The following is a 16,171-nucleotide window of genomic DNA, read 5'->3' on the forward strand; positions in this document are numbered from 1 at the left end:
TGCTTAGCAGCAGGCTTTTTATGCTGTGCACATGCCAGCCGTTTTAAAAATCTGCTTTTAGCACCACACGGTAGCGGGCTTGACCTGAATGCAGGCGCTCGATGGCTTCATTCAACTGCGACATAGGATACAGTTCGATTTGCGGCGCAATGTTTTTACGTGCAGCGAATTTGAGCAGCTGACGCAATGCTGCAGGTGAGCCTGTTGGCGAACCCGTGATGGACTTGGCTCCGCTGATTAGGCTGCCTGCATTCAGCTTGATGGGTTCCAGAGGCAAGCCTAGCAGATGGATCGTGCCCTTCGGCGCCAGTGTACTGATATAGGCCGGCCAATTGAGCGTGACATTCACCGTACTGAGCAACAGATCGAATTTGCCCCGCTGGGTTTTAAGCGCATCTGCATCACGGCTATTCACCACATGATCTGCACCCATGGCTTTGAGCTCTTCGGTCTTGTCTAGATTCGAGGTGAATGCTGTAATTTCACAGCCCCATGCCTTGAGCAGCTTAATCGCGATATGCCCTAAACCGCCAATGCCAATCACCCCGACATGGTGAATGGCTTGAATTTGGTGTTTTAAAATCGGATCAAAAACGGTAATGCCGCCGCACAATAAAGGACCTGCTGATTCAGGATCCAGCTCTTCAGGTAAAGGAATAATCCACTGCCAGCCTGCGCGGACTTTATCGGCAAAGCCGCCTGCATGGCCGACGATGGTTGCTGTTGACCCGCCAGTACACAGCACCTGCTGGCCCGACACACAGGGGTCACAGTGCTGGCAGCTTTCTGCAGTCCAGCCAATACCGACGCGCTGTCCAAGTTTAAGCCCTTTGGCTTCAGAACCTAAGCGGCGGATGGTGCCGATAATTTCATGGCCAGCGACAACCGGATAGACCGAAGATTTCCATTCATTGTTAATGACTGAAACATCGGAATGGCACAAGCCGCAGTATTCGACTTGGACTTCGACCTGATGCGGCTGCAGTTCGCCAGCATCGAATTGATAGGGCTGCAAAGCTGCGCCCGCCTGCATCGCCGCATAAGCGCGAATGGTGTTATCCGTCATATCTTATATCCTTATTTACCTGTTTTTTATGTACTTTTATTTAAAATGGCAGCTGTTTTCATGGTCGTTGACCATGCCGATCGCTTGCATAAAGGCATAGCAGGTAGTCGGTCCGACAAATTTAAAGCCCTGCTTTTTCAGATTTTTTGACATATTTTGGCTTTGAGGCGTTTGCGCAGGCGCTGTGCGGTAGTCTGGGACATCATTATTGATTGCGTGCTGCTCGACAAAGTTCCAAAGCCACTCGACAGGGTTAATGCCTTGCTGCTTCAGCGCTTGCCATGCAATCGCATTGTCACGAATGGCGGTCAGCTTTCCAATATGGCGAATTAAGCCTGCATCTTGGACTTTCTCGGCTAAGTCCGTGTCACTCAAAGCCGCAATCTGTTCGATGGAATGTTGGAAAAACTGGCGGTGATAATGTTCGCGCTTTTTCAGGACGGTAATCCAAGACAGCCCGGCTTGCTGGCCTTCGAGGCAGAGCATCGCGAATAGCTGTTTCTCATCATGCAGCGGTTGACCCCACTCATGATCATGGTAAGCAATATAGAGCGGGTCATTGGAACACCAGCCGCAGCGCTGTACAGACATTCGAATCCTCCTAAATTATAAAGCAGCAGGGCCTTAGAGCTTAAATTCAGCCCATTGACTGCCTTGATTGTCCCAGTAAGATAATTCGGCCTGCCCCAGCTCTGTAAACTGAATCCAGACGTCTTTACCGGATTTATCGGCATAGCCAGTGCTGATCAATAAGGCGTCTTCAGTAATTTCCATAATCCAGCCTTGATAGCTTTGTCCGGCTAAGACAATTTTCTGCTGATTGCCTGATTCAGCAAATTCGACTAGACGGTTGATCAATGCTTCTGACATGAATAATTCCTAACAATTAGCGTAAATAAGGGAAGGGGTTGACTGCGCCGCGGCCTTTGCCATTCAGATAAATCCCGTAATGCAAGTGCGGCGCGGTACTGCGCGCATTGCCGGTATTGCCGACGTAGCCGATCAGATCGCCTTTTTTGACTGTGTCACCGACATTCAGGCCGCGCTTGTGGCTGTCTAAATGCGCATAGTAATGCCATGATCCTGCTGGCCCCATGACCCAGATCACTTTACCACCCAAATTGTTATTGCGTAAGTCAGCAATCAGCCCGTCTGTAGCGCTGTATACTTTTGTTCCACGTGGAGCCAAGATATCAATGCCTTCATGCGCGCGCCCTTGGCTGCGTGAAGCGCCCCAAGTATCTTTGAGTCCATGACGTTTAATGCCTTGAACGGGGACAGGCAGCTGGTTAGCTAAACGCATGTTTTTCAGCTGCTGGACTTGTGAGGCAGGCAACTGGCTTCCGCTCGGCGCAGGCGGCGTGGTGTGGCAAGCTGCGAGCAACAGAAGCACAAAACTTAAACTGGCGAGCGCAGAAAGGCGGGGCAAACAATAACGCACGAACAATCCTTTATTCTTTCAGTGATCTAATTTTAAAGTGTCAGGGCGAACCCAATGGATTACCTGACTATGTCACAGTTGAATTGTCGAGATCAATTTTTTCATCGCGGTTGGGATGCCCATTTCTGTGACGTTTTGTATGTCTAGCCATGTGCTGGCCAATTCTATACTTAAATGTTCGAGCTGATCGGCATCGACCTCAAAGCAAAGCGCTTCAAGCTGCCAAGTGAAATGGGTGAAACTATGCGAAATTTCAGCGCGTTGCGAGACTTGTTTCAGTCTTAGACTTTGGCACAGCTGCGAGAGTTCATCACGATTTTCAAAAATAGGTAAACACCATAAGCCGCCCCACAGCCCGCTATTGGGGCGCTGTTGCCACAGCCATTGATTGTGATGCCGCAGCACCAAAACTTGGGCAGACTTCACAGGCACAGCTTTCTTGGGCTTTTTAAAAGGCAATTCAGTTTCTAGCCCTTGTGCATGGGCCTTACAATCTTGCTGCATTGGGCAATATAAACACAGCGGTTTTTTGGGGGTACAGACAGTTGCTCCTAAATCCATGATGGCTTGGGTGTAGTCGTGGTTGCGTTCAGTTGGACAGAGTTTAGCGGCCAGTTGCCACATGCTGCGTTCATGCACAGGTTTGCTTAGATCATCCTCAATGGCAAAAAAGCGTGCGAGCACGCGTTTGACATTGCCATCCATAATAACGCCGTACTGACGTAAACCCAAAGACATCAGCGCGCCTGCGGTAGATGGGCCAATGCCTGGCAGTTCAATCCAGTCCTCTAAAGTTTGAGGAAAGTGCCCCTGACGTGCCACAACCCCTGCGGCTCTATGCAGATTACGTGCGCGGGCATAGTAGCCTAGGCCTGCCCAGTAGGGTGCGACCTCATCCCATGATGCTGTTCCTAAAGCTTCAACCGTTGGGAAGCGTTCGATAAAACGTTCGAAATATTGCAGCACGGTTTTGACTTGGGTCTGCTGCAGCATAATTTCAGACACCCAGACTTTGTAGGGATCATCAGCCACTTGCCATGGCAGGTCATGTCGACCATGAACATCGAACCAAGTCAGTAACGCATCTGAAAATACAAACATAAAAGTGAACAGCAAACAGAAAAACTGCCTCAGTATACATGGAATCTTTTCAGGAATTTTCCGCAGATGCAGAATAATGAAATCTGCTTAAGGCGGACAAAAAAAGGACTCGAAGATCCTTTTTGACATGCAGGAATTTTCAGCCTGCCATGCCCCAGCGCTCATCCAGCGTTAAGGCCTGGTTTTCATAGCGCGGAATAATATGAATATGCAAATGCTCAGTGGATTCTCCAAACACTGTGCCGTCATTGAAACCAATATGGAAGCCCGTAGGATGATGGAGCAGATTCAGTTCATTGCGGGCTTGTTCCAGTAAAGCCATCAGGCTTTTCCGTTCTTTATCGGTAATGTCAAAAAAAGAGCGGACATGGCGCAAGGGAATAATGACGCAATGGCCTTTTGACAGGCTGTGAGGTTCTGGCAAGATGGCACCAAAGTCATTTTTTGCAATTGCGTCATATTCATCATAATTGCAGTAAGGGCAGTTGCTGTCAGTCATTGTTCAATCCTCCAAATCAGTAATCAGTTCAATTTCATTCAGCGTTTTGCTTATTCTTTGCTTTTCAGCCGGCGGTCCAGCAGCGCATACATTGCATCCAAACTGCCTTTTTCTGCAGCTGCGTTATAGCCTAAATCAACACCGTTGGCTTTGGCGCGCTCGTCGGCCAATGGATTGCTGAAGCCATGCTTTGCATTTTCAAAAACAATTACTTCGTGCTCGACTTTGGCTGCATGCATTTCCTGACGGAAGGCTGCGACATCGTCTAAGGTGACCATGCTGTCCAGCTCGCCGTGCATCACTAAAATTTCCGCTTTAACTTTGCCTTCCTGAGCCGGAGCTTTTGGCGCCAATGCAGCATGGAAGGTTGCAGCAGCGCGCAAATCAGCGCCTGAGCGGGCTAAGTCCAGGACCACTTTGCCGCCATAGCAGAAGCCGATTGCCGCAAGATTAGCTGCATTGACTTCTTGCTGCTGCGCCAAAGTGTTTAATCCAGCCGCCGCACGGGTAACAATGGTTTCAGGATCTTCGAAAGTCTGCATCATCCATGCGGAGGCGTCACTGACCGCAGTGGTAACTTTCTTATCGCCATACATATCAATGGCCAAGGCCGCATAGCCATGTTCAGCCAATTCGCGTGCGCGCTGCTCAGTATATTCATTGCGGCCCCACCATTCAGGCGCAACAATCACTCCAGGCACGGCTGCATCAGTTTCAGGCGCTGCAAAATAGCCGGTCAGTTTGGCGCCGTCGGCAGCAGTATATTCAATTTCGCGTGTTTTAATTTTCAGTGCCATGTATCGCTCCCTGTTTAATGGCCAATGCCATGATTAAAGCATAATAATTTGATTTTATTAATAATGATTAAGAAAAGGATGTATATTCGCCGGCAGCAGGCGAAATGAAAAAAGATAAAAATACGCTAAGGCGCACATCAGCGGTGCGGATAAAAGCATACAGCGCATTAAAGCGCTGCATGCTGAAAAAATTGTAATGATTTATTTGGCGGCGATTTCAATCAGCTCAACATCAAAAATAAGAGTGCTGTTAGGCTCAATGGCATCACCCGAACCGATTTGCCCATATGCTAAATTGGCAGGAATAAAAAAGCGGTATTTGGCACCTTCTTTCATCAGCTGAAGGCCTTCGGTCCAGCCTTGAATCACTTGGCTGACTTGGAAGCTGGCCGGCTGATTGCGCGCAATAGAGCTGTCAAAAACTGTACCGTCAATCAAGCGGCCTTCATAGTCTACTTTTACGGTAGAGTTTACCTTTGGCGATTTGCCTTGGCCTTCTTTCAATACCTGATACTGCAGACCGGATTTAGTCACTTTCACATCTGCTTTTTTTGCATTCTCTGCTAAAAAAGCGGCGCCGATTTTTGCATTCTGTTCGGCTTTCTGCTTGAGTTCAATCAGCTGTTTTGCTTCAGACTGCTTTTTATACTGAGTCAATACGCGGGTTATTTCTTCATCGCTGAGAGATGCGCTTTTGCCTTGGGTCGCTGTTTTCAAGCCTTCAATAAATGCATTCACATCCATGTCTTTCATGGCATCTGCATTGCTGCGGCCGAAACTGTAGCCGAAGCTGTAGCCGACTTGTTCTGACATGCTGCTTTTGTTGTTAATTTCTTTGGCAAATGTACTGCTGGCGCATAGTGCAAGGCAGAGCAGGGTCATCTGAATTTTCATAGGCATCTCAAAAAATAAAGAAAGGAGAGCGTAGCCGGCTCTCCTTGAAATTTTTGTTATTTCACTTTAATCAGTTCAACATCAAATATTAAAGTACTGTTTGGCGGAATCGTTCCCGGTACGCCTTGTTCACCGTAGCCCAGATTAGATGGAATATACAGTGTTGCTTTGCCGCCTTCCTTCATCAGCTGAAGGCCTTCGGTCCAGCCCGGAATCACCTGATTCAGCGGGAATTCAATCGGTTCGCCGCGCGCAATCGAGCTGTCAAAGACTTTGCCGTCCACCAGCTGGCCTTTATAATGCACTGTCACCACAGAATTTGCAGCCGGCTGTTTGCCTGTGCCTTCCTGCGTGATTTTATACTGCAGGCCGGATGCTGTTGTTATCACGCCTGGCTTTTTCGCATTCTCAGCTAAGAAAGAATCACTGCTTGTTTTTGCTTGCTTTGTCTGATCCAGCTGCTTTTGCTGCATTTCCTGCTGGAACTGAACATAGGCCTGCTGCAGTTCTTCTTCGGTATAGGCTGGCTGAGCGCGCGCATGGCCGGCGCGGACACCGGTAACAAAACTGTCAATGTTGAGTTCAGGCGGTGTTTGGTGTGCAACTTCATAGCCCAAAGCATAGCTGATCTTTTCTACTGCTGACGCATTTGCAGGGGGCTGAGTGGAAGTCGCTGCCTGCACAGCAGGCTTTTGAGTTGCATAATAAACTGGAACAAGCGCAGCACCGCCTAGAAGAACAGCGACAGCAATGGGTAGGGCCTTACTCATAAATTTTCCCACAATTATTTTATATGTAAAAAGTTGCCAAAATTTTAGCAGACTTTTCTCAGCAGCAGTTTCCTAAAGTGACTGCAGCCCAGAAAATTATCATAGACATCTTTAGGGTATTATTCTATAAAATACTGAATATATAAAACATTTTTCATACAATAATGCGAAAAAGGCGCTTATTGAATTTATCCTTTAAAAACTCAAAAAGCCAGTGTCGGCACTGGCTTTTTGGATTGAAAAAACAATTAATCCTGTTCTTTGGCCGCTTTGTAGCCATAAGAATAGTTATAGCCGTAGCCATATCCATAACCGCCGGCCGCGCGCTGAATGTCATTCAGAATGATGCCGTTGACTTTCACGTCCACTTGTTCAAAGCGGTTGACGGTAAGTTCCAGTTCTTTCATCTGTGTTTTTGCATAACGGGCGATTACTAGGTTCACGCCTGTATATTGTGAAATGATAATGCCGTCAGTCACGGCAAGCACTGGCGGAGTATCAATAATGATATGGTCAAACATTGGCGTCAGCTGTTCCAGCATGGCTGCAAATTTTGCTGAACTGAGCAGCTCTGATGGGTTTGTCGGATTTTTGCCGCGGGTAATGACGCTTAAACCCGCAATTTCCGTTGGCTTAATAATGGCGTCCAGTTCCTGAAAGCCATTCAGATAATCGGCAAGGCCTGGCTGATTATCGGTGTTGAAGTATTTGTGCAAATAGCCGCGGCGCATGTCTGCATCAATGATGAGCACACGTTTAGCGCTTTGCGCAAGAATGGCGGCCAGGTTAGTTGAAATAAAAGACTTGCCGACTTCTGGCGCAGGGCCAGAAATCATAATGATATTATTTTTCGCTGCGCTTAAGGCAAAGTGAATGGCGGTACGCATGCTGCGCAGGCTTTCAATGGCAATGTCATCGCCATTTTTAACCGCAAGTACAGGAATATGCTTTTTCTTTTTCAGCAATTTTATGCGGCTTTCCTGCACAGGCGAACGCGGCACAGTGGCATAAACAGGCAAGTCCAGCTCATTTTCAATTTGGGTAGAATCTTTAATGCCGGAACGCATCATATTGCGCAGCAAGGCCAGCAAGGTGCCTAAGAAGCCGCCGAGGAAAATAGACAGAATTAAAATTTGCAATTTTTTTGGCGCAATCGGTTCAATCGGTTCAACCGCCGTATCAACGACACGGACATTGCCGATTTCGCCTGCTTTGGCAATGCGCAGTTGCTGATAAGAGTTCAGCAGGGCGGTATACAGCTGGGTTTTAACTTCCACTTCGCGGTACAGCTGCAAATAACGGCGCTGCAAGTCAGGCAGCTGTTTTAAGGTGCCTTCCAATTCGCCGATTTTCTTATTTAATGCAGCCAGCTGGGCATTCATTTGCTGCATCACCGGATGCTCACTGGTATATTTCGCGCCTGCTTCAGCGACTTTCTGTTCCAGTTCCGCTTTTTGCGTTTCTAAAGTAACGCTTTGGGTCAAATACAGTTCAGACTCTTTGGTGACATCAACCGTATTGTATTGCTGACGGAATTTGTTGAATTCACGTTCTGCAACATCCAGCTGTTTTTTGAGATCTGGCAATTGTTCATCCAGAAACTTCAATGTTTGCGCGCTTTCAGCCGAACGGCGTTCAATATTTTGCTGGCTGTAAGCGGTCAATATTGAGTTCAATACTTTGGTGATGTGCTGTTTATCTTGGCCTTGATAATTTAAACCCAGCACGCCGGTCATTTTGCCTTTTTCAGCAACAGAAAAGCTGTCTAAAATACTGTCAACAGCTGCAGGCAAGGACTGTTTTTCGATTAAGTAAGCATCGTTGAATTGATCTTGGCTGAAAATTGAGACTTGCCATAGGCCTTGCGGAGTCTGCAGCTGATTATCGGCATTCATGCTGCCGCTAAATACAGCCTGATCAGTTTTAGGATCTGTTATGCTGAGTTTATTGCCGTCAAAATGCAGTTCCAGCTGTTTATCCCGATAGGCTGCCGGAACAATAAATTTACGCACTTCAAATGCTTTTTCGTCATCTTTGAACACAACAGACTTTGACAGATATTCTGTGCTGTAGTCATGCGGCGCAAATAAACGGTCTGTAAAAGAATTTTGCGTACCGGAAATTTTCAAATCTAAATTCAGATTTTGAATGACTGTGCCTAAGACCAAGCGTGATTTTAAGATTTCAATTTCGGCTTGAGCGGGCTGCTTTTGATCAATCATACTGGACAGATCGCCCAATAAGGCTGCTGAAGCGCCTTTGCTTTCTTCGACTTGAACCAATGCATTGACTGCATAAGTATCTGGTGTTGCTCTAAGATACAGCAGTGCGCACACTAAGCTTAAAATGACGCAAAGCGCAATCAGCTTCCATTGCGCGATTAAAGAAAAAAACAGTTCTTTTAAGTCAATTGTATCTTCAGTATTGGTATTTTGGCTCATAATCGTCGTTCAAATTCAGTTAAATGTGTTTTTTCCAGTCTGCAGCATACTGCTGAATCAGCTGACAGGTCTCATCAAATACAGATTGATCATGCCGATAGGGATCAGCCACATTCTTGCCTTGCCAGTGCCCGAGGCGGAAGGTCTTGCCTTTCGCAAATGGCCAAGTTTGTTCGATGTGCTTTTGCTGATTTTGACTCATGACCAAAATCAAATCTGCCTGTTTAATTAATTCTGCGTTCAGCTTGCGTGCAACGTGTCCAGACATGTCAATGCCTAAGCGCTGCATGCAAAGCCGCGCTTTTTCATCTGCTGGATGGCCAGTAAGTCCAGAGATTCCAGCAGAATGAATGCGCAAAGCGGGGTATTCCTGTTTGAAAAAATATTCCGCCATAGGACTTCTGCAAATATTGCCAATACAGACCACTAAAATATTATTAATCTGCATTATTGTCCCAAACGGTCCATATTATAAATCATGTTGGAGAATGGAATAACTTGGTTGATAATCCGCTGCCAGCGCGCCAAGCCGGAAGCATCTACATAAATAATATCGTTGCTGCGCAGCTTGAATTGATTGGCAAGGCCAAAATCGCCAATGCTGGTGAGATTTAAATGATAAATTTCAGTCATCGGGTTGCTTGGACTGCTGCGCACCACATAAATTTTTCCGCGGCTGGCAGATAATGGGTTCAAGCCTAAGCTTTCACCTAAAGCATCACTGAGTGTCATGCCTTGATCACGCATCGGCAAAGACTGGTTTTTGCCGGATTCACCCATGACATAAACTTTTTGATTTTCCCGGGAATTGACGTAAATCGTGTCATTGGGCTGAATCAGTAAATTATGCAGAGAATAGCCAGCCTTTTCCAGCTCAATACTGTTCAGATTATAGGTTTGCCCTTGGCGCACTAAAGTGATGGAGGTGTTATCGCCATATTGGGTGTTTACGCCGCCCGCCATGCCTAAAGCGCTATAAATACTGACAGGCTGATCACTTAAAGCAAATTGCCCGCCTTTCATGACGTTGCCTTGTACCGAAAAACGCTGCCCCTGATATGATAAAACCCGCGCAACAACGTCTGGGGTTTTAAGGTAGCGTGAGAGCTGGCTGCGCAATTCCTGATTGACTTGATTTAGTGTTTTTCCAGCGGCCTTATAACGGCCTATAACCGGAAATTGAATATAGCCGTCTTGATCAATTTGAAATCCATTGGATTGAACGCCAACCTCGTTATTAATTGTATTGGTTGGCGGGGTAATTTCAGGATAGGCCCATAAATAAATGGATAAGATATCGCCAGAGCTTAAGCGGTAATTTTTATGTCCAGCATGAAATAAATTGGCATAACTTTGCTGATTAATTTGAGCTGGCTGCACAGCCGCTAAGCTCTCCTGAGTAAGCTGGACTACGTTGACTTGAGTTCCTAAGTCAGTTTGGTAAACACCTTCACTGGGTAAATCATAGGTTTGCAGGCCTGAAGTTATGGCGCAGCCCGTCATTCCTAAACTTAATGCCAACATAATGCTGTAACGGTAGTAACTCACTCGAAATCCTGTTTTATAAAAATAATAAATTGCTTAATTAGGCTGAATATACCCAAAATATAAATTTAAAACGGTATGATTTTATACCAGCATTGTTATGGAATATACCATAAGATGCCGCTGATTCGTACGTATTTTAAGTATACAGCCTGCACTGGTTTAATTATGTATCAAAAAATAGTTAAACTGTTTATTTATAGTCTTATTGAAAAATAATGTGAACTATCTTAGGCAGTTATGAAATCGAGCTTGATTCAAAATGCGGTGAATCCTCTGAATATGCCAGCATTATAAATGCTGTTTGAATGTTTGAATTAAAAAATATTAATAAAAATAATATATTAAGTGCAGTTGCGGTTTTTGTGCAGAAAGGTGGAGGGTATCTGCTGTGCTCAATCAGGATGTTCCTAAAAACGGTCGTTATTGTATTTGTGCAGGATGCTTAGATTTTTTATATCCTTGAGAAGGCATTAAACTGTTTGCCTTCTTGTATAAATTATGTGACATAAGCTGCAATTAACTTCAGCTGGTCATTTATTTTGGATGGACGGATTGTGCGGCGGATGCCATGCAGATTGCGCGGTCTGTATAGATTCAGACAGCGGTTTGATTGCTTTGAAATATTTTCTGCTCTTTTGGTAATTTTGAGGAAGTGCATATTTGAGAATGGCTTTGTACAAAGGGCTTCATCATTAATTGATTGGCTTGAATACAATTAATCTGCCGGGTTCTCATCTTTAGCGGATTTCAACAGTTTGCAGGGTTCGGTAGTTTGAATTTTCATAATATTTTACAACATCATTTAGATCTGATTTCTGCTATATTATAAGGCTCTTTACAACGTAACGATGAATCATAATACATCGATGGCACAGGCTTTATATGTTACAACTATCTGAACTGAAAATAGCAATTATTGGGCTAGGTTATGTTGGTTTGCCGTTAGCGGTCGAGTTTGGAAAACAGGTCCCAGTGGTTGGCTTTGATATCCATCAAAAACGCATTGATGAGTTGCAAAGCGGACAGGACCATACTTTAGAAGTATCTTCAGAAGAATTAAAACAAGCGGCTTTTTTAAGCTATACCACTGATTTGCAGCAGCTGAGCGGCTGCAATTTCTTCATTGTGACCGTGCCAACGCCAATTGATGAATACAAGCAGCCTGATTTAACCCCTTTGGTCAAAGCCTCCGAAAGCATTGCTAAAGTTCTGAAAAAAGGCGATATCGTGGTTTATGAGTCAACCGTCTATCCTGGCGCGACAGAAGAAGTGTGTATTCCTGTTTTAGAAAAAAACTCAGGACTTAGCTTCAATCAAGATTTTTATGCAGGCTACAGCCCTGAACGTATTAATCCCGGTGATAAATTGCACCGTGTCACCAATATTCTAAAAATCACATCTGGCTCAACACCAGAAGTTGCCGAATATGTCGATCAAGTTTACAACTTGATTATTGAAGCAGGCACGCATAAAGCGGCCAGCATCAAAGTTGCAGAAGCGGCGAAAGTGATTGAGAACACGCAGCGCGATGTCAATATTGCTTTAATTAATGAGCTGGCGCTGATTTTCAACAAAATGGGCATTGATACTGAAGCCGTGTTAAATGCTGCCGGCACAAAATGGAATTTTCTGCCGTTCCGCCCCGGTTTGGTGGGCGGCCACTGTATTGGCGTTGACCCTTACTATTTAACCCATAAAGCGCAGGCCATAGGCTATAACCCGGAAATTATTTTAGCGGGCCGCCGTTTAAATGACGGTATGGGCGCTTATGTGGTGACCCAGCTGGTCAAAGCCATGCTGAAAAAACGCATTCAGGTTGAAGATGCCAAAGTCTTGATTTTAGGCTTAAGCTTTAAAGAAAACTGTCCGGATATCCGCAATACCCGCATTATCGATATTGTGAATGAACTGAAAGAATATCATGTCAATGTAGATGTGCATGACCCTTGGGTGGATGCGGCTGAAGCGGAGCATGAGTACGGCATTCAGCCGATTCAAACGGTTGAGCAAGGCCAATATGATGCTGTGATTTTAGCAGTTGCGCATGAGCAGTTTAAAGCGATGGGCGCGGCAGAAATCCGCGCTTTGGGCAAGGCTGAACATGTGCTGTATGACCTGAAATATGTCCTGTCAGAGGCTGAATCAGATATCCGTTTATAAGCGCGGTGAAAGGAAAGATCATGAATACTTTTGAAACCGTCCGCATGCAGTTGCAGCAAGCTCCTAAAACGTGGCTCGTGACAGGCGTAGCAGGCTTTATTGGTTCAAATTTGCTTGAAACCTTGCTGAAGTTGAATCAAAACGTTGTCGGTCTGGATAACTTCGCGACAGGCCATCAATATAATCTGGATGAAGTTCAAGGCTTGGTGTCGAAAGAGCAATGGGCGAAATTCAAATTCATTGAAGGCGATATCCGTCAGTTTGACACTTGCCAAAAAGCCTGCGCCGGGGTGGATTATGTGCTGCATGAGGCTGCATTGGGTTCTGTACCGCGTTCAATTGCAGATCCTATCGCCACTAATGAAACCAATATCAGCGGTTTTCTGAATATGCTGACAGCGGCGCGTGATGCCGAGGTGAAAAGCTTTACCTATGCGGCCAGCAGTTCGACCTATGGGGATCATCCTGCATTGCCGAAAGTGGAAGAAAACATTGGCAATCCGCTGTCACCTTATGCTGTGACCAAATACGTGAATGAACTGTATGCAAGTGTTTTTGCGCGTACATACGGTTTTAAAACTATTGGCCTGCGCTACTTTAATGTCTTTGGCAAACGTCAAGATCCAAATGGGGCTTATGCCGCGGTAATTCCAAAATGGACGGCAGCCATGATTGCCGGTGATGATGTGTTTATTAATGGTGATGGTGAAACCAGCCGTGATTTCTGCTTTATTGACAATACTGTACAGGCGAATATTTTAGCGGCTGCTGCTCCAGATCAAGCGAAGGATCAAGTGTACAATGTTGCGGTCGGAGATCGGACCACATTGAATGAATTATTCAATGAGATTAAATCTGCATTAAATGAAAATGGGATAGTGTATTTAAAAGACCCGGTTTATAGAGAGTTTCGCGCGGGTGATGTCCGTCACTCACAAGCAAGTATAGAAAAAATAGAGAAATATTTGCACTTTAAGCCTGATTTTAATATCAAGCAGGGCATTAAAATTGCTATGCCTTGGTATGTTAAATTTGCATAAATAATATGAAAGAAGTAAAAAACTTGCTGGGAAAAGCAAAATGGCTTATTGGCGGAAATTTTGTATTTGCCTTTTCTCAGTGGGTTATTTTAATTCTATTCGCCCGATTAACCAGTCAAGACAATTTGGGGCAATATTCATTGGCCTTGGCCATCGCGGCGCCATTATTTGCGATTAGCAATTTACAGCTGAGGCCTTTGTATATTTTGGATGTAAATAGCCAGAAAAAATATGCATATTCGCAATTTTATTATTTAAGAATAATTGCTTCTTTTTTAGCGTTGATTTGCTGTTTAATTTGGGGATTGGCTTCTCATCTATCCTTTTGGGTTTTGCTGCTGGTAAGCCTGTTGAAGTTCTTTGAATCATATTCAGATATTATCTATGCTTACTACAATGCCCATGATAAAACAAAATTAATAAGTAAATCATTGTTTATAAAAGGTTTATTTTCTATTTTAGCTGTTTTTGCAGGGCTGTATTATTTTGACTTCCACACCTCTTTAGTTTTGTTTTTAAGCGTTTATTTTCTAGTTTGGGTGTTTTTAGATAATTTATATATATTAAAAACCAAGGAGATTCATTCTTTTAATTTGAACATCAATATTCTCAGATCTGCTATTCCTATGGGGATCTCTTTGGGAATCGTAACACTGCAAAGTACAATTCCGAGATTATTTTTAAATAAGTATTCTGGAATTGAATCTGTCGGTATTTTTACTGTGCTGAGTTATTTCATTATTGTCGGCAGTATTTTTATTAATTCTATTTGCCAGTATCTTAGCCCTAAAATTACGGGCGCCTGGAATACGAGTATAGCGGATTTTAAAAAATATTTAATGACCGCTTTAGGGATTGCGGGCGGACTCGGTGTCCTCGCGATTATTGTAAGCGTAATCTTAGGCGAATACATTTTAAATTTAATCTATGGAAATGCATATGTTGTTTATGAAAAAGAATTAATCTTAATCATGTGTGCGGGTCTGGCGCTCTATCTGTCCACTGTATTGGGGTATACATTGACAGCCATCGGCATCATCAAGCAGCAGGTATACTTATTTTCAGCATTATTAATTTTAACGCTATTCGTTTCATATTTGTGTATTCCACAGTATGGACTGACCGGTGGCATTTATACATTGATTATCAGCTATATTTTTCAGTGCCTGCTTGCATTTTCGATGATTTTCTTCCATTTAAAAGGTAAACAAAAATGAAAGTTATGTTGCTGATTACTGGTTTAGGAATGGGAGGGGCGGAAAAAGTTGTGTGTGAACTTGCGGATAAATTATATGAATCCGGTCAGGAAGTCTGTCTGGTTTATTTCACTGGAGACATCGTAAGAAGGCCAGTTTATCAAAATATTAAGCTGTATAAAATACCGCTGAGTTCTGGAATTTCGGCTTTTAAGTCGATCTATTCATTGCTGAAGCTGGTAGATCAGGTGCAGCCGGATGTCATTCATGCGCACATGTTCCATGCCAATATTATGGCGCGTTTGGTTAAACTTTTCAGAAAAAGCGTTCGGGTTATTTGCAGCTCTCATTCCAATTTTGAAGGGGGGCGGCTGCGCATTGCCACTTACGCCTTGACGGAAAATTTATGCGATGTGCATACCAATGTAAGCGATAATGCTTCAAGGGCCTTAATGCAGGCAGGCGCGGTAAAAAAGAAAAAAATCATGACCGTTTATAATGGCATCGATTCAAACCGCTATAAATATGATCCGGATTTAAGGGCAAGCGCCCGCCAGCAGCTGAAAATTGCTGATAATGCAAAAATCATTATGACGATTGGACGGATAGATACTCCAAAAGATTATCCAACCTTATTAAAAGCATTTAAGATTGTTGCGGAAAAAGAAAAAAATGCATTTTTATTAATCGTAGGCGATGGTCCTAAAAGACAAGAAATGGAAAATTTGGCAAATGTCTTGGGTATAGAAAATCGCCTGCAATTTCTTGGAATCAGAAATGATATTACAGCGCTTTTAAATGCTAGTGATGTATTTGTTTCTTCATCAGCATGGGAAGGATTTGGGCTTGCAATATTAGAGGCTATGTTATGCGAGCGTCCAATTGCAGCAACTGCAACGGATGGCGCTGTTGAATTGCTTCAATCCAATTTGGTTGAAATAGGAAAACCAGAAGCGCTTGCCAAAATAATAGAAAATTCATTAAATAGCGCGCAGAAAAATTGGGTTTATCCTAAAGCGGAAAGTTTTGATTGGAAATATATTTTAACTCAATGGTTAAATCTTTATCAGGCTAATGCTGGTAAATGAATTTTCAGCAGCATGAATCCTATGGGTAATCATTTTTAGATGCTTGCCGGGGTGTTTTTAACATTTGTTGATACTTCTTATATTTTCCCTTTCATTATTCAGCATTCCCTGTGTACCGCCGCTTTCAAAG

General features: G+C 44.1%; 16 protein-coding genes. 4 read left to right on the forward strand and 12 right to left on the reverse strand.

The window, feature by feature from the left end; all coding sequences use genetic code 11:
* Nucleotides 1-43: 43 nt before the first annotated feature.
* The 12 genes from ahr to OKC24_RS07995 all read right to left on the reverse strand — a co-directional run bounded on the left by ahr (nt 44) and on the right by OKC24_RS07995 (nt 10,533).
* Nucleotides 44-1,066, reverse strand: a complete 1,023-nt coding sequence (ahr, locus tag OKC24_RS07940; protein ID WP_131276680.1) for an NADPH-dependent aldehyde reductase Ahr — start codon at nt 1,064-1,066, stop codon at nt 44-46.
* A 36-nt stretch (nt 1,067-1,102) separates the two neighbouring features.
* On the reverse strand, nt 1,103-1,657 hold the full coding sequence (locus OKC24_RS07945) for a DNA-3-methyladenine glycosylase I (RefSeq protein ID WP_131276678.1): 555 nt from the start codon (nt 1,655-1,657) through the stop codon (nt 1,103-1,105).
* Between the two features lie 33 nt (nt 1,658-1,690).
* Nucleotides 1,691-1,936: a hypothetical protein gene (locus OKC24_RS07950; protein ID WP_131276676.1), complete on the reverse strand. Its 246-nt coding sequence runs from the start codon at nt 1,934-1,936 to the stop codon at nt 1,691-1,693.
* Between the two features lie 16 nt (nt 1,937-1,952).
* Nucleotides 1,953-2,495 (reverse strand): M23 family metallopeptidase, encoded by a 543-nt coding sequence (locus OKC24_RS07955; protein ID WP_171458877.1) that lies wholly within the window; start codon nt 2,493-2,495, stop codon nt 1,953-1,955.
* A gap of 84 nt (nt 2,496-2,579) precedes the next feature.
* Nucleotides 2,580-3,608 carry an A/G-specific adenine glycosylase gene (gene mutY / locus OKC24_RS07960; RefSeq protein ID WP_131276672.1) on the reverse strand — a complete coding sequence of 343 codons (1,029 nt, stop codon included), beginning with the start codon at nt 3,606-3,608 and terminating at the stop codon, nt 2,580-2,582.
* Between the two features lie 139 nt (nt 3,609-3,747).
* Nucleotides 3,748-4,107, reverse strand: a complete 360-nt coding sequence (locus tag OKC24_RS07965; RefSeq protein ID WP_130145391.1) for an HIT family protein — start codon at nt 4,105-4,107, stop codon at nt 3,748-3,750.
* Nucleotides 4,108-4,157: 50 nt separating this feature from the next.
* Nucleotides 4,158-4,904 (reverse strand): dienelactone hydrolase family protein, encoded by a 747-nt coding sequence (locus OKC24_RS07970; protein WP_131276670.1) that lies wholly within the window; start codon nt 4,902-4,904, stop codon nt 4,158-4,160.
* Nucleotides 4,905-5,105: 201 nt separating this feature from the next.
* Entirely contained in the window at nt 5,106-5,798 is a 693-nt protein-coding gene (gene bamJ, locus OKC24_RS07975; protein ID WP_130145393.1) for a BamJ family beta-barrel-assembly machinery protein, read from the reverse strand.
* Nucleotides 5,799-5,854: 56 nt separating this feature from the next.
* Complete coding sequence (gene bamJ, locus OKC24_RS07980) at nt 5,855-6,568, reverse strand: BamJ family beta-barrel-assembly machinery protein (RefSeq protein ID WP_005012265.1); 714 nt, start codon at nt 6,566-6,568, stop codon at nt 5,855-5,857.
* Between the two features lie 248 nt (nt 6,569-6,816).
* Nucleotides 6,817-9,009 (reverse strand): polysaccharide biosynthesis tyrosine autokinase, encoded by a 2,193-nt coding sequence (locus tag OKC24_RS07985; protein WP_131276668.1) that lies wholly within the window; start codon nt 9,007-9,009, stop codon nt 6,817-6,819.
* Nucleotides 9,010-9,028: 19 nt separating this feature from the next.
* Nucleotides 9,029-9,457: a low molecular weight protein-tyrosine-phosphatase gene (locus tag OKC24_RS07990; protein ID WP_131276666.1), complete on the reverse strand. Its 429-nt coding sequence runs from the start codon at nt 9,455-9,457 to the stop codon at nt 9,029-9,031.
* The gene (locus OKC24_RS07995; protein WP_438800936.1) at nt 9,457-10,533 is read right to left on the reverse strand and encodes a polysaccharide biosynthesis/export family protein; all 1,077 of its coding nucleotides are present in this window, start codon (nt 10,531-10,533) and stop codon (nt 9,457-9,459) included. The genes OKC24_RS07990 and OKC24_RS07995 overlap by 1 nt, the downstream gene beginning before the upstream one ends.
* A gap of 906 nt (nt 10,534-11,439) precedes the next feature.
* Between OKC24_RS07995 and tviB the strand changes: the two genes are divergently transcribed.
* From tviB to OKC24_RS08015, 4 genes are read left to right on the forward strand one after another with little or no spacing between them, the layout of a single operon-like run.
* The gene (tviB, locus tag OKC24_RS08000) at nt 11,440-12,717 is read left to right on the forward strand and encodes a Vi polysaccharide biosynthesis UDP-N-acetylglucosamine C-6 dehydrogenase TviB (RefSeq protein ID WP_130145401.1); all 1,278 of its coding nucleotides are present in this window, start codon (nt 11,440-11,442) and stop codon (nt 12,715-12,717) included.
* 20 nt (nt 12,718-12,737) lie between these two features.
* Nucleotides 12,738-13,757, forward strand: a complete 1,020-nt coding sequence (locus tag OKC24_RS08005; protein WP_265464950.1) for an NAD-dependent epimerase/dehydratase family protein — start codon at nt 12,738-12,740, stop codon at nt 13,755-13,757.
* Between the two features lie 5 nt (nt 13,758-13,762).
* Complete coding sequence (locus OKC24_RS08010; RefSeq protein ID WP_265464951.1) at nt 13,763-14,974, forward strand: oligosaccharide flippase family protein; 1,212 nt, start codon at nt 13,763-13,765, stop codon at nt 14,972-14,974.
* Nucleotides 14,971-16,041 (forward strand): glycosyltransferase, encoded by a 1,071-nt coding sequence (locus OKC24_RS08015; RefSeq protein WP_265464952.1) that lies wholly within the window; start codon nt 14,971-14,973, stop codon nt 16,039-16,041. Before OKC24_RS08010 ends, OKC24_RS08015 begins: the two co-directional genes overlap by 4 nt.
* Nucleotides 16,042-16,171: the final 130 nt, after the last annotated feature.

The sequence above is a fragment of the Acinetobacter entericus genome, from assembly GCF_026168575.1.
GTDB classification, from domain to species: Bacteria; Pseudomonadota; Gammaproteobacteria; order Pseudomonadales; family Moraxellaceae; genus Acinetobacter; species Acinetobacter bouvetii.